At 47.1% G+C, this 20089-nt stretch carries 17 protein-coding genes; 8 read left to right on the forward strand and 9 right to left on the reverse strand.

Annotated features, from left to right (window positions below; genetic code table 11):
- Positions 1–424: 424 nt before the first annotated feature.
- From ACSTTG_RS20825 to ACSTTG_RS20835, 3 genes are read right to left on the reverse strand one after another with little or no spacing between them, the layout of a single operon-like run.
- The gene (locus ACSTTG_RS20825; protein ID WP_438476113.1) at positions 425–922 is read right to left on the reverse strand and encodes a RidA family protein; all 498 of its coding nucleotides are present in this window, start codon (positions 920–922) and stop codon (positions 425–427) included.
- Between the two features lie 28 nt (positions 923–950).
- Positions 951–1322, reverse strand: a complete 372-nt coding sequence (locus ACSTTG_RS20830) for a c-type cytochrome (protein ID WP_438476114.1) — start codon at positions 1320–1322, stop codon at positions 951–953.
- Between the two features lie 15 nt (positions 1323–1337).
- Positions 1338–2933 (reverse strand): flavin monoamine oxidase family protein, encoded by a 1596-nt coding sequence (locus tag ACSTTG_RS20835; RefSeq protein ID WP_438476115.1) that lies wholly within the window; start codon positions 2931–2933, stop codon positions 1338–1340.
- A gap of 1034 nt (positions 2934–3967) precedes the next feature.
- On the opposite strand from ACSTTG_RS20835, the gene ACSTTG_RS20840 reads away from it, so the two are divergent.
- A complete protein-coding gene (locus tag ACSTTG_RS20840; RefSeq protein ID WP_438476117.1) occupies positions 3968–4495 on the forward strand; it encodes a CbrC family protein in 528 nt (175 codons plus the stop codon).
- Positions 4496–4732: 237 nt separating this feature from the next.
- Here the strand turns inward: ACSTTG_RS20840 and ACSTTG_RS20845 are convergent, their stop codons facing one another.
- Complete coding sequence (locus ACSTTG_RS20845; protein ID WP_438476119.1) at positions 4733–6049, reverse strand: type II toxin-antitoxin system HipA family toxin; 1317 nt, start codon at positions 6047–6049, stop codon at positions 4733–4735.
- Positions 6043–6390 (reverse strand): helix-turn-helix transcriptional regulator, encoded by a 348-nt coding sequence (locus ACSTTG_RS20850; protein WP_438476120.1) that lies wholly within the window; start codon positions 6388–6390, stop codon positions 6043–6045. The genes ACSTTG_RS20845 and ACSTTG_RS20850 overlap by 7 nt, the downstream gene beginning before the upstream one ends.
- 640 nt (positions 6391–7030) lie before the next feature.
- Here ACSTTG_RS20850 and ACSTTG_RS20855 point away from each other — a divergent pair.
- The gene (locus tag ACSTTG_RS20855) at positions 7031–7870 is read left to right on the forward strand and encodes a hypothetical protein (protein ID WP_438476122.1); all 840 of its coding nucleotides are present in this window, start codon (positions 7031–7033) and stop codon (positions 7868–7870) included.
- Positions 7871–8025: 155 nt separating this feature from the next.
- On the forward strand, positions 8026–8610 hold the full coding sequence (locus tag ACSTTG_RS20860) for a DUF1294 domain-containing protein (RefSeq protein ID WP_438476123.1): 585 nt from the start codon (positions 8026–8028) through the stop codon (positions 8608–8610).
- 658 nt (positions 8611–9268) lie between these two features.
- Here ACSTTG_RS20860 and ACSTTG_RS20865 read toward each other — a convergent pair.
- Positions 9269–10144 (reverse strand): MurR/RpiR family transcriptional regulator, encoded by an 876-nt coding sequence (locus ACSTTG_RS20865; protein ID WP_438476124.1) that lies wholly within the window; start codon positions 10142–10144, stop codon positions 9269–9271.
- A gap of 145 nt (positions 10145–10289) precedes the next feature.
- Between ACSTTG_RS20865 and ACSTTG_RS20870 the strand changes: the two genes are divergently transcribed.
- Together ACSTTG_RS20870 and ACSTTG_RS20875 are read left to right on the forward strand one after the other, a co-directional pair.
- On the forward strand, positions 10290–11561 hold the full coding sequence (locus ACSTTG_RS20870) for a Zn-dependent hydrolase (protein ID WP_438476125.1): 1272 nt from the start codon (positions 10290–10292) through the stop codon (positions 11559–11561).
- Positions 11546–12478 (forward strand): N-carbamoyl-D-amino-acid hydrolase, encoded by a 933-nt coding sequence (locus tag ACSTTG_RS20875; RefSeq protein ID WP_438476126.1) that lies wholly within the window; start codon positions 11546–11548, stop codon positions 12476–12478. Before ACSTTG_RS20870 ends, ACSTTG_RS20875 begins: the two co-directional genes overlap by 16 nt.
- Before the next feature lie 14 nt (positions 12479–12492).
- Here ACSTTG_RS20875 and ACSTTG_RS20880 read toward each other — a convergent pair whose 3' ends face one another.
- Positions 12493–14241, reverse strand: coding sequence for a sigma 54-interacting transcriptional regulator (locus ACSTTG_RS20880; RefSeq protein WP_438476127.1), 1749 nt, complete (start codon positions 14239–14241; stop codon positions 12493–12495).
- A gap of 353 nt (positions 14242–14594) precedes the next feature.
- Here ACSTTG_RS20880 and dpaL point away from each other — a divergent pair, with 353 nt between their 5' ends.
- Positions 14595–15791 carry a diaminopropionate ammonia-lyase gene (gene dpaL / locus ACSTTG_RS20885; protein ID WP_438476129.1) on the forward strand — a complete coding sequence of 399 codons (1197 nt, stop codon included), beginning with the start codon at positions 14595–14597 and terminating at the stop codon, positions 15789–15791.
- A 60-nt stretch (positions 15792–15851) separates the two neighbouring features.
- A complete protein-coding gene (hydA, locus tag ACSTTG_RS20890) occupies positions 15852–17345 on the forward strand; it encodes a dihydropyrimidinase (protein WP_438476131.1) in 1494 nt (497 codons plus the stop codon).
- Between the two features lie 88 nt (positions 17346–17433).
- Here hydA and yqeB read toward each other — a convergent pair whose 3' ends face one another.
- Positions 17434–18276 (reverse strand): selenium-dependent molybdenum cofactor biosynthesis protein YqeB, encoded by an 843-nt coding sequence (gene yqeB / locus ACSTTG_RS20895; protein ID WP_438476132.1) that lies wholly within the window; start codon positions 18274–18276, stop codon positions 17434–17436.
- An 18-nt stretch (positions 18277–18294) separates the two neighbouring features.
- Complete coding sequence (gene yqeC / locus ACSTTG_RS20900) at positions 18295–19161, reverse strand: selenium cofactor biosynthesis protein YqeC (RefSeq protein WP_438476133.1); 867 nt, start codon at positions 19159–19161, stop codon at positions 18295–18297.
- Between the two features lie 44 nt (positions 19162–19205).
- Here yqeC and ACSTTG_RS20905 point away from each other — a divergent pair, with 44 nt between their 5' ends.
- Positions 19206–19796, forward strand: coding sequence for an NTP transferase domain-containing protein (locus tag ACSTTG_RS20905; protein ID WP_438476135.1), 591 nt, complete (start codon positions 19206–19208; stop codon positions 19794–19796).
- Positions 19797–20089: the final 293 nt, after the last annotated feature.

The raw sequence follows: 20089 nt of genomic DNA on the forward strand, positions 1-20089 counted from the left end.
GGTGGACAATGCCCATTAGAAACTGGCGACAAGCCCTGAACCGTTTTATGATTATGTTCGAAGAACGACTCTCTGAATATCAATAACCCCGTCAGTTACACAGAATTATTTACAGGGTCAAATTAGTCGAACAGCAAGGTAATCTACTTCGCTCTGTCATTTCGGCCGTTAATCGTTGCTTACGGCAAACACATATAGAGGGTCTCTTACTGCGGTCTCACCGCCGCCTACCAATTAGGTAGGGCCAGACTAGGCGTCCCCCACGACATTCATCGGTTAACCCAAGCTGGCCCTATTCAAAGAGAACCGAACGGAATAGGGCGCTGATTCGATATCAGCGCCCATGGGCGAGACACACATCAAAGTCTAAATACGTGGACAGATTTTGATGAGGTAAGCAGGGGTAACTCATGGTGATGGCAATCTAACCTTTTTTAGCAGCAACAACCTCAATTTCAACCAACCAGCCTGGGTTGGCTAAGCTGTGGATGTTAAATGCAGAGCGGCTGGGTAAATTAGGCTGTGCTTCAGTACCAAAAAACTGAGTATATCCACGCATAAAACCGGCAAAGTCCGATTTTTGAGTGTCTTTATCAGGAACAAGATAGACCTGCATTTTAACGACATCTGCCATTTCAAGACCGAGGGAGTGGAGCTTATGCTCAATGCTCGTGAGCACGCCTACCGTCTGTTGCTCCATATCCCCAAAATATTCAATCGTACCCTTGTCGAAATTTGTATCAAAAGCTGGTGGCACCGTGCCACTAAGAAAGACAATATCAGTGCCTGCTTTTAGGGTGACAGCCTTAGCAATTGGGAACGTACTTCCCTCGTTAAGGTGCCTCTCAACACCGCTTGCTTGAGCATGAAGACTTAACGACATTGCTGATGCGAAAAGAATGGATTTCATAGTTACTTTCATTACTTACACTTCCTTTGTGAATTATTCGCTATTCTTGGCGCGCGAGTGCGGTGTGAGTTGCCCCGTGCTTTCTAATTGTTGCGACTTGCTCTGTATTGACCGGCTCTCCTTGTGGACCCCAAGCTGATTTGATGTAGCTAATCACCTCGACAAAGTCTTGGTCACTTAACTCATTCTTAAAGGTAGGCATTCCACCGCGACCATCCATTATGGTTGCGATCAGTTGGTCATTTTCCAGTGCGACGAATTGACTATCTTTGAGGTTGGGGAAGGCTCCGGGTATTCCCATTCCATTCCCCATATGACAAGCTGAACACTTGTGTTGATAAAGTGTTTCGCCATTATTAGCGCTTGTACTAAAGCTCAATAGGCCAATTATGGTTATTAATAGTACTTTCATATTCAATCGCTCCTTTTATGCCGCGGCTTGATTAATTTGGTCGATTTTTTCAATCTGTTCCCATGCCGATTCAATGGCCCCCGCCATCCAACCAGTCAGGTAGCTCATATGTTCTCCGGCCAAAAATACGTTTCCTTCTGGTTCACACAGCGTTGGGTAATATTTTTCTCGTCCTTCTGAGCTCCAACTTGCCCAGCCTCCGAGATTGTATTTAGTGAGGTGCCAGCTGATACTTGCGGCCTTCTCAGCGTGCTGTTCATAGGCTTTACCGTGAATTTTTGTCCCTTCTTTTACAGCATGAGCAAAACGCTTTTCTGGTGACATGGCACTAAACTGAGCGGCATCTCCGTTGTAATTGTAGGCGCTGAGGAGCACGCCTTTTTGGCCAAACATGTCATGACTAGGGTAGGTAATACCTCCAATTCGCGGTGAACCAATATTGTTTAGACAGTGGCCACCATAGATCTCGTCGTCCTCTTCCCAAAAGCGTCGGGAGGTTTGGATACCAAGCTTACAGGTGGGGGTGTAGGCGACCGCTTGAATTGCTTGCTTAAATTCTGCAGAGAAATCAGTGTCGATTTGCTTCAAGACGGAAAGTGGAATAGTACATACACAGTAGTCTGCTTCAAGGTTTACGACAGAGCCTGTTTTGGTATTTTTGTAGTCAACATTTACCTTCCCGTTAGATTGACGAAGTTTGGTAATCTCGGCGTTATAGGTGATGAGTTCCTTGGTGTTTTCTTCAAAGGCTTGGGCAATTTTGTCCATTCCGCCAATGGGCTGGAATACGGTCTTAGGCTGAGAGTAGCTACTTACCGATTTGGAGACTTTCCAAAGATTTGAGTGGAGCAGAGAGTCTAACTTATGAGGTTTAGAGTATTCACCTGAATTTAAGAGGGCTGCAGGGTCAGTATGATAGCCACGACCACTATAACCTTTGTAGGAGAGGTCTTGTTTATCAAGCTGCCCTTCACTGATGAGGTATTCCAAAAATAGATGGCGATCTTCAGTTGATAATGGTAGATCAAGAGAGTCACTATTGACTGCCTTAGCCATTAATTCACCCGTGTAACCGCGCATATCGGCAAGGACTTCTCGCATTCTTACTCTACTTCCGCTCAATTCACCTTGACCATTCTCGAAATATACCCAACTGTTTTCGTTATAGTTAATGTAGGTTTCAAGTGGTACATTGAATTTTTTTGTGTAATACAGGGTAGATTTGTGATGAGAAGGGATACGCATTGGACCAAGGTTTAGGTATTGCCCTGATTCGAAGTCGCATACCTGCCGATGACCACCTAACTCTTCGATAACGGTTCCTTTGCGGGCGGTTTGACATCGTCCTCCAGCAAAATCTCGGGCTTCTAACACTTTAACGTTGTAGCCTTTGTTTTTGAGCTCATAGGCTGCGGTCAGTCCGGCAATCCCAGCACCAAGAACTAACACTGTTTTTCCGTTGTCTCCCCCCTTTAGTATTGGGGGTGCATCGGAGGCTGAAGCATGACGAATATTAAATGCTCCTAATGCCGCAAATGCAGCACCAGTTCCACCTAATAAGGCTATTTTATGGATAAAATCACGGCGAGAAAATTGATTATTACTGTTCATGCTGACTTCCTTTGTTGTTTAAAGATATGATTTTTATAACCGTTCTTTTGCAAGTGAAGTGCCAAAAAAACATTACTGATGGTTATTTTATTCTGGAGCTATAGATGACAATGGGTACACGCCGATGATGAAGGTAAGAGATAGTTGAACTCCTACGTGTTTACGCGAATAATAAAGCGCATCTGCACTAAAATTTACAGATTGCTTTGTGTCAATGCACTAAATTAGAACATGGTTTTACAGTTTGTTTGAGTTCAAATAGTGCTTATTCTTTGAGAGAGTTTATTTAGTTGATTAATTTGTAATTACAACTTGTTATTGAGTGCTAACTTATTAACTAAGGAGCTGATTAACTCTCTCATTATTTTCCCAGTCCAGAGTTATAAGTCAGTCGATGATATTCGAGTCAGGCCTAGCGATATTGGATCTCTGATATTTTATACCGCCCGTGGTTTCTGACTGAGCGGCCTAACTTAGTGAGCATGAGCTCAGCGCCGTCGAGCACGCTCTAGGTGGCAAGTACAAGAGATATAGCTCTTTTTTGTGAATGTTGGGGCATTGATTTTCTAAGGGTTACTGCAGTATTTGAGTATCGTACATTGCTATCCTCTCTGTTTGAATGTTTGAATGTTTGAATGTTTGAATGTTTGAATGTTTGAATGTTTGAATGTTTGAATGTTTGTTTGGCGATAATCATTAGATCAGAGAAGGCAATGTACGTTTATCTCTTTGTTTAGAAGACGATAAATGAGGGTATTCGCTAGAATGCGGCGTTATCAATACAGACGACAATTACATGTGTATTCCGGTACTTTGGTTGGTAGAGGGACTAGGAAATAAAGTCTGGTTATTTCAATTTACGGGTTTGGATGGCATCGTTTTTCACCTATCTGTTACCACCTTATTTTGTACCATGTTAACAATTTTGACCTTACGGTACTGTTTTAATTAGTAAAAATCAAAATCATATTATTGAATGTTAGTATGCTTTGAGGCGAGTTGCCACATAATAAGCGTTAACTTATGGAGAAATAATGAAACTTCCGATATTTAAATATCACCCTGATCCTTTAGCTACAGGATCCATTGATACTAGTGATGAAGTTTGCGAGTGTTGTGAAAAAGTAACTGGTTATATTTATTCATCAACCCTATATGCTCAAGAAGACGTTGAATTTATCTGCCCTTGGTGCATAGCTGACGGTTCAGCTGCCAAGAAATTTGACGGTACATATATAGATGATGACCCATTAATAGATGTAGGGTTAAGTAAAGGTGTTATTTCAGAAGTTTGTGAACGAACACCCGGCTATAACTCTTGGCAACAAGAGCAATGGCAAAGCCATTGTAACGATGCATGCGAGTTTCACGGAGATGCTGATAAAGAAGAGTTACAGGCATTAGCAGGAGAGGCACTTGATTCGTTTCTAGAGAAAGAGATGATCAAACTTGATTTTTGGGAAAGTATACTGGTGGACTATCAGAAAGGCGGAAGTCCTTCGGTTTATAAGTTTAAGTGCCGTAAGTGTCCAGAAGTTATCTATGCAATGGAGTTCTGCTAATAGAGTTAACATTTATGAGCCCAAGCCTTTCAATAAGCAATTTCTAACCTTGGCTGCGTCAGCAGCCAATATTACCGACAAACATATATTTAGGGTCTCTTATTACGGTCTCTACCGCTACCAACGCCACAGTATTGGGTCATAAAAATGATACTGATATATCGTCACTCTTGTTTGTTGAATCGATACTTTGAATACTCAGGTAGAGAACAAAAGCTCCCGAGGGAGCGATTGCAATCATAGTAGGTTGAGTCTGTGGTTGGATTCTATTTCGTCAAGGAACGATGGATCGACACCCACGTCTTGTGCTATTTCTCGCCATGATGTCACGGCGGCGTGAACTTCACTTAAAATGGCCTCTGCCTCATCTTGTAGTGAGGGCGGTACCACTCCCAGTAAGTCTTGTTTGGTAAAATTGTCTCGCTTACCGTTGATTGACATTTGATGGCTGTCTACCCAAGGTGAGCCCGGTTTGTAGCTATACGCTAGGTCGAATGCTGGTGCGAGCTCCCATTTGTTCGCACTATTGATAACGAACCCCCAGTTTTTGGTGTGGTCATCGTGGTTGCGGGCAATCACATTAAAAGCCATGCGTCTAAACACTTCAAGAGCGGATAGTCGATCAAGTCTCAGTGAGCGTAATAGAGTAAATAGCTCTTCATAACTGTAACCGCCAGGTTGTTTGAAATCTGCGTGATCCATAGCGCATAGAGATTGGTAATGTACTTTTTCGTTTCCTACGCGGTCAAATCGTTTTGTCATGAAGTGAGCACGCCCGTTTTCTTTTAAGAGTTCACAATGTGAGATATTGATACCGGCTTTTTTGGCCATTAGGTAATAGGCATATTCCATTAAACCGAAGCCCTTAGGGTCACCAAATACTTCACTCATGGACGAGCGTTCGACAACACCATCAAATTTTAAGAGGAAATGTTCGAAGCCTTTGGGGCAATTTGTCTGACCTGAGCGTATTTGTGTGCGATCTGAGTTGACTGCGATTACAGCCTTAGCTCTGGCACCGCCAGCAGAGGTACCGACTTGAAGGATACCAGTCAAGGCCTCTTGCGCTTCCTGCTCATTGGTGACGGTTTCATTTAGGTTGTTTCGTTCGTCTAGAACGAGTTGTGCCATTGCCACAAGTGAGTCGAGCTCAATTGATTGATCTTGTTTTTTGTTTGTGTCAGCCAAAGCGGGTGTATACTCGAGAGCGCCCATACCTCGCGAACCGGTATAGAGCAATCTTTCCAATGCACTGAAAGATTGTGGGTCTCGGCCTTGGCGCGCAAGCCAAGCATTGATGACGGCATTACCAAAATCATCAGGTAGAGTATCGGCGAAAGCTGCGGGTAGGCCTTTATAGGTTGGATAACTCAGAGTGGGGAAACTAAACGTACCAGCCTCAAGAGGGAGCCTATGTGAAATGGCAAACCCGGCTTTTAGCCACTCATCGAAATATTCAAAGCTAACAATTCCGGTCGTTATATCTTCAGCCAGAGCGCCGACATCTGTTCCAAACAGACTGACTTTTGCTGTGTTGTATTTCTTGTCTACCAATCTAAATCCTCCTCTTTAGGTTTCTTTGGTGTTGAGGGTGGTTTTACCCTTTGTCGTACTTTCCCTTTCATTTTGAGCAGCTGTACTGGGCTAATCCCGGGATCGGGTAGGAAAGTGTCAATACCTTCCAATGAATCTAACACTCTGAGTACCTTGATGATGTTTATCAGGGTTGATTTACCCTCTATCATATTTTGGTATGTGGACCGGCTGATCCCGGCCTTTTGCGCAAGCTGCGCTTGAGTTAGTGACGAACGGTGATCTAGTCTTCGCCTTTCGATTCGACGGCCAAGCTCACTACTTAGCGCTTCATCTGACATTGCGTATATATTCGATTTCATCATTGTGACCTAAAATTCAGTCGTTATGTGGTAAAAATTGACATTATGACTTAAAAAGCACTCATTACACAATGATGTTAGCAGAAAATACAAGTGAGTGTAATGACCTTAAATGCGGTCATAGTGGGTATTTGTAACACATAATGACCTAAAAACCACGCATTAAGAGTGAGTATGTTGTTTGTTGGGTAAGAAAAAGTCCCGAAGGCAAAGAAAACACTTGAGCAGAAACAGGCTGAAAACAATGAAAATGACCTACCTAGAAACGCAGGCCTTTGGACAGACGAACAATGTTTGACTTAGCCCGACAGTATCCATCTGGACAAGAAATCAGGGTGTTAGCAAGAGTTCATGGCCGAACTAATGGTGCGATTACTTTTGAGTCGAAAAACCAAGACCTCATCGAAGAATGAAAGTAACACGTGCCCAACGAGATGTTTAAACGCAACTCTATGACAATTGAAGGTTTCTTTTAGTTTGAACTAGGCAGACCTTCGTTAACATATTAGATGTTCTGTTACCATTTTTTGTACGTATGACTCTGTTTTTATTGGTAAATTCTCTAGATTATGCGATTGCATGTCGAGGCATGATGAGGCAGTATGCTACATAGATAGCGTTAGCACTCAGGTAGGAAGTTTTGAAATTTGCGAAATATTGGGAAAAACAAGAAGTAACTGTTAGTGAAAAGGTATTTGGGAAAGATGTGATATCCGTTTGGGGTGCATCAAATGAAAGTTCACAAGCAGCAAAGGAAAATGCCGAAAAAAGATTAGCGGCAATGCAAGCTTTTGTTGGTGGCGATTTCGACAAGAAAGATGATTACGAATACTGGGTAGATTTTGTCAAAGAAGAAATAATTGAAGAAATTAAGTCTAATGACAGTCGAGTGCTAGCAATACTCAGCCGTAATAGTTACGGGGCAACGGTCCTAAACACTGATTCTGTGCTTTTTGGAGATATAGATGTGCCACCATCTAGCTTCATTGAACGAATGCTAGGAAAACTTGGTAGGCCTCAAAAAGACAAAGCATATTACTTGAAGAGCATTGAAAGGTATCAGAAAAACCATCCGGACTTATCTTTCAAAGTGTATGAAACACACTCAGGTCTTCGATTTATTGTGACAAACCGAACATTCTCACCGCAAGAATCTATTGTTAGAGAAATGTTTACTGATTTGAATGTAGACCCGTTATATATGCGCTTATGTCAGCAACAAGAGTGTTTTCGCGCACGACTTAGCCCAAAACCCTGGAGGGTAGCTGTTGACAGACCATCTAGTCGCTACCCCCGCGAGAGTGAGAAAGAACAACTAGAATTTCAACAGTGGCTGAGTAAATACAAAGCGTCTTCTGTAAATAATGCTGTAACAAAATATTTAGCATCATTTGGTTCAGAAAAAGTGCATCCGGATGTTCAGAAAATTACAGAATTACATGATCGTTATTCTTGTTCTATTTCGGCTGAGCTTGCGTGAGTGCTCACAAGGCAAGTAACCCAAAAACTAACAAGATAACTAATCTAATCGTGATAGTGAGACAAATTTAGCTCGTTAAGCATGTAAGTACGTCGGAGGTGGTATACATTTGTGGTAGTGCTGCTAATAGATAGCACAATAAGCGAAGGAACATAATGCAAGGCAAAGTAGTTCAATGGAATGACAATAAGGGTTATGGATTTATTCGTTCTTTAGATGGTGAAACGAGGGTGTTTTTCCATATTTCGTCAGTACAAAATCGCGGCTACCGACCAAAGCTAAAGGATAGTGTAAGCTACGATGTGACCAGAGATACTAAGGGACGTTTCAATGCAAAAAACGTGGTGGTTCAAGGTGTTGAACGATTCCCATTTTCGGTCTTGTTTGGTTCTAGCTTTTTGGTTGCAGCAACAGCATCAGTAGTTTTGTTCAATGGTCAGCTACTCTTGATCCCATTGTATCTTTTCATGAGTATTTTCACTTACTTGATGTTCGCTTGGGATAAGCAAGCCGCACAACGCGGAAATTGGCGAACGTCAGAAAATACGCTGCACATGCTTTCTTTGCTGGGTGGTTGGCCGGGTGCACTGTTGGCTCAGTTTGTATTACGACACAAATCAAAGAAACAGCCCTTCAAGTTTATTCTTTGGTGTACGATTATACTAAACATCGGCATTTTTCTTTGGTTGTTGAGTGAATCAGGATGGGGCTTAATTCAAGGCATTTTAAGTCAGATCTAGAATTAGACGGAGATGGTGTCACTGTAGTACTGCAAGTTAGCTTAGATGATAATACCTGTTACCGCCTTGTTTCGTGTAGATACGCCGATCTTTTTTGTATGGCCTGATTTGACTTAACTTTACTGGGTATGTCGCAGTAAGGTAGTCAATTAGTTGCTTAACATTTTGAATGTGATTAGATAGGAATTCGTCAAAGTTAAAGTTAGGAATTTAGATACAAGGAGGAAACGTTCTTTTAAAGAAACTAGCCAGTTTATGTGCCTATAGCCATTTGGTGAAGGTATTGGTTGTATTGGTTAAGGGAGGGGACTTGTCTCAGCAGGCGCGTACAGGAAGAATGATTGCCTTGCTCGGCTTATTCTGCCCACTGTTTTGGTTTGCTTTATTTACTGGGGCAGAACGAAGCGAATTACTATTTCATGCCGCTCACTCGTCGATCGTGTTTCTATTGGGTATGTCGATTTTGATATTAAGCACGCGCAGCAAAAATTAAGGTGTGAATATGTCAAACTTACATTCTGAGTCCCGCTCATCTAACTAAACAGGACTAGGGGCGTCCACAAAACACCTTCTGGTCTATCGAAAGATTGAGCCCTCCTATAGTGTCCTCATAGGCTAAATTCGTGAAACCATGCGAACGTCATTAATCTACGGATAATCAAACCGAATCAAGCTCCCCAAGTACCTCATGCGCCGACTCAATCGCCGACAATCGCTCGATGTACTCTGAGTTATCCGCTATCACACGATTAACAAGCAGCGTAATGGCGCTCATAACACAGGTATAAGAGTCAAAGGTTGAGGTGCTATGCACTATGGTATCGATTTTCCATGTCGCGTATTTATAAAGTGCATTTGCAGTGGGGTCGGCGATCAGCAGTGTCTTACAATCCTTACTTTTAGCCAGTTTCAGCACGTTCTCTAATAACGGGGTTCTGCGTCTAACACCGAAAACCACCAGCAAATCATCTTGGCTCAGGTCAAACAGCTCTTCAGCGATGGTTTGATTGGCTTGTGGGTGCAGTGTCACGTCGCTGCGCACCAGTGACAGTTGGTGGCTAAAGTAACTGGCTAAAAAGTGATTATTTCGATAGCCAATGACTCGCACGCGTTTTGCGTTTGTTAGCTCATGCGCTATCTGGGTTAAATCATCACTGTTAATACTCTCCAGTGTTCTCGCCAGATTGGCCTGTTCGGTCAGGATGTGCTCGCTGATCTCCGCGCTAGTGTCAGAGGTGCCCGGCTCCGTTTGGTACTGACTCGAGCTTTGATACAGCGGTGCCCCCCATTTTTTGGCTTCCCGAGCCTGCAGCCGTGCATCGTTAAAATCCTTATAGCCAATTCGACTAAAAAATCGCGATGCGGCCGCCTTTGAGGTATTGGCTTTTTCGCACAATTCTGTGGCCGAGTAGTCGGTGATGTCACCGGGAAACGTGAGCAATAGATCGGCAAGGGGCTTCTCTGATGGTGGGATCGATTCATAGTGTTGGCGGATGCGGGCATCCAACAGATCGGTTTTTTTCACTTGGCTCACGAACAACTCCACAGGGTTGAAAATCTTGTTTTGTATAGATACTAAATGAAAATCAATTTTCAAGAAAGGCTTGAATTATTGAAAATATAATTTTAGCATCATGATTATTGATACTATGATTTCATAGAGACAAGGAAGGTGTAAGGTGAGTGAGCAAGGGATAACGATTAATTGTGATCGACTGCAGGCGCGACTAGAGCAGCTTGGCGAGATTGGCGCGCTTGAGGGTGGCGGTGTCAGCCGTTTGGCACTGACCGATGCTGATAAGCTTGGGCGCGATCTTGTGGTGGGTTGGATGCAGCAGCTAGGCTTGAAGGTCAAGGTTGATGCGATTGGTAATGTGGTTGGTGTGCTGGCCGGTGAGAGTGATGCGCCGTGTATTATGATGGGATCGCACATCGATACGGTGTCTACTGCGGGTTTGTTTGACGGCAATCTTGGTGTGCTGGCCGGAATTGAGGTGATTGAAACACTGATAGAGTCGGGCATTACGCCAACTCGTCCGATTGCGGTGGGCTTTTTTACCAATGAAGAGGGCTCTCGCTTCGCTCCGGACATGATGGGCAGTGGTGTGTTTACGAGTGCACTTTCGCTCGATGTTGCGCTGCAAACCCAAGGCATTGATGGCGCCGTGGTTGCCGATGAACTTAAACGTATTGGCTACAACGGCAGTGACAAATTTGCCCCGACTCACAAGTGGGTTTCCATGTTCCTTGAGCTGCATATCGAGCAAGGTCCGGTATTGGATGAGCTCGGCATGGAAATTGGTATTGTCGAGGGAGTACAAGGGATCTCTTGGCAAGAATTTACCCTGACGGGTGTGTCCAACCACGCGGGAACCACACCCATGGCTTATCGCCACGATGCCGGGCTTGTCGCGGCTAAAGTGATGACCTTTGCTCATCAACTGGCGAACGAGATCTCGCCAACCCAACTTGCGACGGTTGGGGCGCTAGAGCTTGCACCCAACCTTATCAATGTGATCCCACACACCGCGAAGTTTACGGTTGATTTAAGAAACTGCGACGAGCAGCAGCTCAAGCAAGCAGAAACTCAACTATTGGATTATCTCACCGAGCAAGCAAAGGCGCATGGCTTGGCCATCGAGCGCAAGGTTCTCGCGCGCTTTGAGCCGGTGCCGTTTAATCCGCAATTAGTCAGTCGAATTGAGACCTTAGCCAAGGCAAAAGGCCAGGCGTGTCAGCGCATGTACTCAGGTGCTGGCCACGATGCGCAGATGTTTGCTCCCCATTGTCCAACCGCGATGATTTTTGTTCCAAGCCAAGGTGGCATAAGCCACAACATTAATGAATACACCGCACCAGAGCAGATTGCCAAGGGAGCGAATCTACTGCTCGAGACGGTACTCGAATTTGCATGTGAAAGTAAGGAGATAGCAGCATGTCCAGAAGTATAAAAGTCGGCGTTGCCCAATTAGGCCCAATTGCGCGCAGTGAGAGCCGCCAGCTGGTTGTCGCACGACTCGTTGATCTGCTTGAGCAGGCGGGTGAAAAGGGTGTCAATTTTGTCGTGTTCCCAGAGCTCGCGCTGACGACCTTTTTCCCGCGCTGGTTCTTTGACGATCAGCACGAATTGGCTCAGTTCTATGAGACGAGCATGCCAAGTAAAGAGACTCAGCCGCTGTTTGATAAAGCAGCCGAGCTTGGGATTGGCTTTTATCTAGGCTACGCTGAGCAGTGCCAAGAGCAGGGCGAAATGCGCAAGTTCAACACTTCAATTCTGGTCAATGAACAAGGTCAAGTCGTCGGTAAGTATCGTAAGATCCACTTGCCAGGCCATCAGGAAAACGAGCCTTGGCGTCCATTCCAGCACTTGGAGAAGCGCTACTTTGAAGTTGGTAACCTTGGCTTTGGTACCTGGGACTTTATGGGCGGTAAGGTCGGTATGGCGCTGTGTAACGATCGCCGCTGGCCTGAGACCTATCGCGTAATGGCACTGCAAGGCGCCGAGATGATCGTACTTGGATACAATACGCCGATGCACTACCCACCCGTGCCGCAGCATGATCACCTGCAATCGTTCCATAACCATGTGGTGATGCAATCAGCAGCATATCAAAATGGTTGCTGGGTGGTGGCGTGTGCCAAGGCCGGTAATGAAGAGGGGTGCGACCTGCTAGGTGAAAGCTGCATTATTGCGCCGACTGGCGAGATTGTTGCTCAGGCTCAAACATTAGGCGATGAGTTGATTGTTGCTGATTGTGACTTTGAGCGTACCAAAGAGATCAAAGAGCATATCTTTAACTTTGATCTCCATCGCAGCCCCAAAGAGTACCAAATCATCAGTCAGCCAAAAGAGAAAGTGACAGAGTAACGTCACCAAGCGGCTTAAGCGCGCTCGCTTAAGCCATATTTTTTTATCTTGCGATACAAGGTCGCAATGCCAATGCCGAGCTCTTCGGCAACCAATTTACGGTTGCCGAGTTTCTCTATCGCCGCTTCAATCTGGCGTTTCTCCATCTCTTCCAAGCTCAGTTGTTGGCTGTTTGTATCTACAGTTTCTTGCGACTTGGCAATATTGACCGAAAAATGCGGCGGCAGCAGATCAACATCAATTAGCCCGCCCTCGGGCACGATATTGACCAGATACTCAACCAAGTTGCTTAGCTCACGCACGTTGCCCGGCCAAGCGTATTGGGTCAAGCACTCAATGGTTTGTGGGGTAAAGCCTGGATAAATTACCCCGAGCTTGCGAGTGTGCAGCTCGACAAAATGGTTGAGTAATAGCGTCACGTCACCGCTTCGCTGAGACAGAGGGGCTAGATAAAGTGGGATCACATTGAGGCGGTAATATAAGTCCTCACGGAATTGATTGTCGGCGATCAGCTGCTCGAAGTTTCGGTTGGTGGCGGAAATAACACGAATATCCACCGGCACAGGTGAGTTAGAGCCGATAGGCATCACCTCGCGGGCCTCGAGAACCCTGAGCAATTTAGCTTGCAGCTGCATCGACATATCGCCAATTTCATCGAGAAACAGGGTGCCCTTGTGCGCGGCCTGAATTAAGCCAACCCGTCCCTTACTTGAAGCGCCGGTAAACGCGCCCTTGGTATAGCCAAACAGCTCACTCTCAAGCAGTTGGTCGGGAATGGCCGCGCAGTTGATAGCGATAAAGGGGTTTTGCGCCCGGTCACTCAGCTTATGCACCGCATTAGCAATGACCTCTTTACCAGTGCCGCTTTCACCATTGATCAGGACGCTCGATGGGCTTGGTGCGATGCGGGTGATCAGGGTTTTGAGCCTGTGCATGATCTCGCTCTCACCAATCACCGATTGAAACACGAGATTGCTCTCGTTGCTGATGATTGGTTTGTGTGGCTGGTAGAAGGACATCAGGAATAGCTTATGTCCCTCAGAGTCATGGACTTGTCCAACCAAAAGCTCATCGCGTTGGCCAAGAGAGATAATGTACTGTTGCTGCTGCTCGACGCTATTTTTGCATTGCGCGAGTGGACGGATGGTGATCGGGGTGTGCTGAATATCGCGCTTGGTGAGGTTGAGGTTATCCAGCGCTGGCTGGTTGCCATATTGGACGTAATAATCTTCATCGAGCACCAGCACGCCTTGGTCCATATTATCAATCAAGTTGATAAACACGTCTTCGAGTCCGTTGCGCGGGGTGCGCTCTTCGATAAGTTTGGCCACCAGTAGCTGAGCGATATGTTGGATATAGTCGGAAAAGAGCTGAGTATTGTGCTTGATGCGCTGCTGAGATTCTTGGGTAAAGGCGACCAGGCTAATCACGCCAATGCAGCGCTGCTCGTAGAGAATAGGAACGCCGAGAAAGGCAGTTTCGCTACAGTTATCTTTGCTATCGCAGCCCTCACACAGTGGATCGGCCTGGGTCTTGATGACCGTTTTCTGCTCTTTGGTGTCGATGATATAGCGAAACAGGCGCGAGCTGGCACTGAGCTTCTTGCCAAATTTTTGCGCGTAAGGGCCGGTGCCAGCGATGCGCACCAGATCCGCATCAACGACTTCAGCGTCGACTTTGAGCACCGCCGCCAACATTTTGCTAAAGCGAATGATGGTCGGCTGGATCTCCATTAGCTCGGAGGAGGCTGGTCTATTTAACATACTAATCCATTGTTTTGTGATTCCTTGTGCTGTGAAAGCATTGAATGCTCAAGCACTTTTTCCATTTTATGGATACTGACAGGCTTGTAAAGCAACAAATTGGCTGCTGGGCAGTACTGGGCTACGCAAGTCGCTCTACGCGAGCCGCAGAAATCAGATAAGCTGGACAAGCGAGAGACTATCAAAGTGATAGTCCGTGAGAGTTACTGACTATCACTTTGGTGGCATGACGTTCACTTTGAGAGTCAAACGGCTCAGTATTCGCGCTTCAGTGCTTGTCTGGGCATAGGGATCAAGGTTGGCATGCAAGTTGTATCTTATTGTTTGACTTACCAATATTATGAGGGATTATCGTGAGTAACCAGACGTTTCACATTGAAGCCAACCAGCATTATACCGGCCAGCTATCGAGTCGATTTTCCGTGGCAGAGGGCGACAAAGCGCGCACGTTCCACCAGCGCTTGGATGGCTATCAGCCGACGCCGCTGCATTCGCTGACGCAACTTGCTCAGGAGTTTGGCCTGAAAAACATCTTGGTCAAGGATGAGTCCTACCGTTTTGGCTTGAACGCCTTCAAAATGCTTGGCGGCGTCTACGCCATCGCACGCTTACTGTGCCAAGAGTATCAGCTTGATATTAGCCAGTTTGATTTCGCTGAGCTGAATAAAAAAATCAGTCACAAGATGACCTTTGCCACCGCGACCGATGGCAATCATGGTCGTGGCGTAGCTTGGGCGGCAAAGCAGCTTGGGCAAAATGCGGTGGTGTACATGCCAAAGGGCGCGGCCGATGAGCGTGTGAACAACATTCGCGCACTGGGGGCGGAGTGCATCGTTACCGATATGAACTACGACGATACGGTGCGCTTTGTGGTGGAAACAGCAAGAGAGCGCGGCTGGAAAGTGGTCCAAGACACGGCTTGGGAAGGCTATACCGAGATCCCAACCTGGATTATGCAGGGCTACAGCACACTTGCCGCAGAGGTGGTTGAGCAAATCCAAGCAGAGCAGTTGCAAAAACCAACCCACGTTATCTTGCAGGCGGGCGTGGGCGCAATGGCTGGCGGCGTGCTCGGCTATCTGGCGCAGGCATTTGCCGATGATGGATTGAACGCAGTGATTATTGAGCCGACTAACGCGGATTGTATTTACCGCTCAGGTTGCTCAGCGAGCGGCGAGGTCGTGAACGTCGACGGCGACCTTGAGACGATTATGGTTGGCTTGGCGTGTGGTGAGCCTAACCCGCTTGGCTGGCAGGTTTTACGCGATTGTGCGACCCACTTTGTTTCTAGCCCAGATACCTTAGCGGCACTTGGCATGCGCGTTTTAGCTAACCCACTTAGTGGCGATCCGAGAGTGATTTCAGGTGAGTCGGGTGCTATTGGTGCGGGTCTGTTGGCTGGCGTTCATTTCAGTGCCGAGAGAGAATCGCTAAAAACCGCGCTAGGGCTTGATAAAGACTCGGTCGTGTTGGTGATCAGCTCTGAGGGCGATACTGACCCGGCTCATTATCGAGATGTGGTTTGGCATGGCAAATACCCAAGCAATTAAGCGTATTACTGGTTTGAGCTAGGTTGTTTACACCTAATTATCATAATGAGAGGCGCAGCGATGCACACACAAGAATGCCTTAAATCACACCAAGTCAAGCTAGCGGGCAGGCAAGGGGCAGACAAGCCCCTGCTGATCCGCAATGGTTTAGTCGTTGAAGCAGACTCACAGCGACAAGCCGATGTGTTGATCCTGGATGGAAAAATTGCCCAAGTCAGTCCATCAATTGATAGCGAAGGGTGCTGCGTGATCGATGCCAATGGGCACTATGTGATGCCTGGAGGCATTGATGTACATACCCACCTCAACATTGATGTCGGGATCAGCCGCAGCTGCGACGATTTCTTTACCGGCACCCGCTCCGCAGCGATGGGGGGCACCACCACGATCATTGACCATATGGGTTTTGGGCCAAAGGGCTGCGATCTGTTTCATCAATTGAAGGTCTATAAGCAGTACGCTAAAGCGAATGCGGTGATCGATTATGGCTTTCATGGTGTGATTCAGCATATCGACGACAAGATATTGTCTCAGATGGCGCCAATGGTGGAGCGTGAGGGGATCTCAAGCTTCAAATTGTATCTGACCTACGGCTACAAACTTGACGACCAAGCGGCGTTTCAAGCGCTTCAAGAGCTGCGCCGAGTGGGCGCGTTAACCACCGTTCACCCGGAAAATGATGCGGTGATCACCCTAGAGCGCGAACGCTTACTTGCCGAGGGGAAAACCAGTGCGCGCTATCATGCGATCAGTCGTCCATTGGAGTGTGAGGTTGAAGCCATCGGCCGGATGATTAACTTGGCCAAACTGGCCGATAATGCGCCTTTGTACATTGTTCATTTATCCAATGGACTTGGGCTCGACTATGCGCGCCTTGCCCGCAGTAATAACCAACCGGTTTACGTCGAAACCTGCCCACAATACTTGCTGCTCGATGATTCGTACTATGAGCGAGCAGATGCGCTTAAATATATTCTCAGTCCGCCACTTCGACCGAAAGCTGAGCAAGATAAGCTTTGGCAGGGGTTAATCGATGGCAGTATTGATACCGTAGCCACCGATCACTGCGCGTTTACCTACCACGAGCAGAAACAACTCGGCGCCGATGACTTTACCCGCTGTCCGAATGGTCTACCAGGCGTGGCGGCGCGGATGCCGCTGATGTTTTCCCATGGGGTGATGAATGGGCGAATGTCGCCAAGCGAGTTCGTGCGCCAGAACTGCACCATGCCGGCCAAATTGTTTGGCCTTTATCCGCAGAAGGGCACTTTACAACCGGGCTCGGACGCGGATGTGGTGATCTTTGACCCGTCTGCGGTTACGACATTACGCCATGAGCTGCTGCTCGATAATAGCGATTACACGCCTTTTGAGGGCCAAAAGGTGCAAGGCTGGCCGGTGGTAACTTTAAGTCGTGGTGCAGTGGTTGCCTGGCATGGGGAATTTGTCGGTGAAGCGGGTCAAGGTCGGTTTCTACCCCGCCAAAGGTTCGTTGCGCCAACCGCCGTTGCCCCAACCGAATTCACGGCGACCACTGTTGCGGCCACGGAGTAACCGGGCTGTCTCACCAAAAGATCAATGCCGTCAAAGCTGCTCAAGTTTTGACGGCATTTTCCTTGGCGGCAAAATGTTGCTTAGGCCATCAGGTACGATGGCGGTCCAAGTGCAACATCGCTTCTAAAACTCCGCCGCCGATGGCACGCGCTTTGTCGGATATCGTGGTGTGATCGGCTTTTTCTCCCCTCGGGTCGATATCACCAATCTTCAAGCCTTGGGTCACGCTTAAGCCACTATTAAGCAGGCCACGCACCATCCCAGATAGTGGCGCCGCTACTGGAGTATCGTCAATCATCGCAATTGTAGCACCTTGAGTGACAACGTCACCTAATTTAACCAAGCCGCGCATGATGCCATCACAAGGCGCGCGCATAACCCTTTCATGGCTAAAGCCGGCAATTGTGCCTGGTACGCCCGTGTTCGCTTGGCTAGGGCCTTGATAGATGATCCGACCCAAATAGTGGCCGCGATTGGTCTCAATCACCGCATCGCAATCCTTGCCGGCGTGAAAGCCCGGGCCCAGTGCAATGGTAATTGGCGCATGGCTGCGTGTAAGACCGAGATTGCGCTTGGCTAATATCGCATCGATAACATAGTGGGGCTTCAGCGTTTGAGATAGCGTCAAGTGTGGGTCAACTAGGACCGCAATTCGCCCTTTGGCGAGTGCTTCAAGAGCTGATTGGCTGTCGGTGACTTTAACTGCGGTGACTGTTTCGACTTCGGTCACGCCATCGTATAAGCACTGGCCGAGAGAGACACTGCAGCGGATCATGGTCGGCTGGGCAATCTCGGTCATTATTACCGGGAAACCACAGTTATGCAGTTTGACGGCCACACCCGTGGCGATATCACCTGCGCCGCGGATCACCACCAGCTGATCGCACAGCGGGGAGTGATGAGGTCGGGTGGGTTGGGGAGAATTTTGCATCCTTGCTACCTTATTAGGTTAAATCCTATCCAGGCTCGCGGGCCAAGAGAGTGGAGTGAGTTGGTCATGCAGTGGCTCGCCGGTATTAAGCTGGCAAAGCCATACATCATTAAGCCACGGCGTATCGACATAAAGGCTTTTTGCCATCGACAGCAGCGCGGTTGAATTGGCACATTGGTCAAGTTTGTTGATGATCCATATTTTGATTGCGCCCTCAGGAGCGGACTTAAACATCCCTTGCCGGTGGTGTATTAGTCGTTTCAGGTGCTGCTCGCCGATTAACTCTCCTGGTTGGCAATGAGTAATGGTTTGAAACTGGCTCCAGCGATGGATTTGGCTGGGCATGGCTGGCGCAAGCAGGCTTTCTGCCCCCGTGACTGCTAATACCGCATCAGAATGATGTGACAGACAGGGCTCATGCTCGGCTGGTGCTTTGAGCGGCTTATGTTTAGCGCCATCGGCCTCAACAATCACGACATCAAACTGGTGTGAATCACACAGCCTATCGAGCTGGGTGAGAGACAGTCCACGCACTTTGGGTCGGTCTTGCGTTTGGCTATCCACTAGCTGCTCTTGGTAGAGAAAATAAATACCCTCTCCATGGTCAAGTTGGCCGCCATCACGCCACTGGCTGATAACGTCCACCTGGGCTTGATGTGGCAAATACATCTTGGTGGTGGTGGTCACCGCAACACGTTTTCCCTGCTGCTGAAAGTGCTTGGCAAGGGCAAAGACCAGATGGGTTTTACCGCCGCCGCCAACAATCGAGATTAACCACGTTCGATGCGTTGCTGTGATGAGGCGCTTGAGCGCACGATAAGCGGCGCGCATAGACTTACTGTTATTGGTGGGCGCGAGGTTTTCACCTGGGTGACTTTGATGCATTATGCTAGTTCACAACCTAGAGCTAATTAAAAAAGGGGCAGGGAATGCCAACAAATAACACTCAACCCAATGTCGACTGTATAATACCCGCGGCGGGATTATCAAGTCGAATGGGTAAATGGAAACTAATGCTGGCGTATAAAAATACCACCCTGGTTGAATTAAGCGTCAGTAATGCATTAAAGGTGTGCTCTAGAGTTATTTTGGTGGTAGGTCATCGCGCGGATGAAATGATTGAACGCTTTCAATATCAACCCAAGGTTAAAATTGTCTGCAATCCTAATTACCGTCAAGGCATGCTGTCATCGATTAAGGCTGGGCTTGAGCATGTTCGCAGCGAGCACTTTTTTGTTGCTCATGCCGATATGCCGTGTATTGAGGCGCAAACTTATCGTCAGCTGTGGGCGGCAAGAGGCCCGGGCAGCGTGTTTCCCGGCACTACTGCGCAAGGTGGGCACCCAGTATTGATCTCAACCCCACTGGCAAAAAGGATCATCAGCAGTGCCGAGCATCAGGCAATGAAGCCGCTGCTAAAGCCCTACCCAATGACGTTCTTAAATCTTGACCAACCAAGCATCTACTTTGATGTTGACACCCCCGATGATTATCAAATGCTGCTTCAGCAGGCGAAATGAAAATTATGTCTATCGCGCGGCGTAGTGAGAGAGAACGAGTAAAACAGAACCATTCAATCTGCTTATTCTTATCAATGATAGCTATCACAGATGAGAGCTATCAAAGTGATAGTGCACTATTATTCTGATAGTGATAGTTGGCGATAGCAACCCATTAACCTTGATGGCCGTCTAAAGCACAATGCGAATAGTGAGTTATTAATGGGAGATTTATTAGTTTTTTATGTGAATAATTAGCCATCACGCACGAAAATATTCTGTTCTAGTGGCGAAATATCGACTTAGGCCTCTTT

The sequence above is a fragment of the Vibrio glycogenivorans genome, assembly GCF_051660965.1.
GTDB lineage: Bacteria > Pseudomonadota > Gammaproteobacteria > Enterobacterales > Vibrionaceae > Vibrio.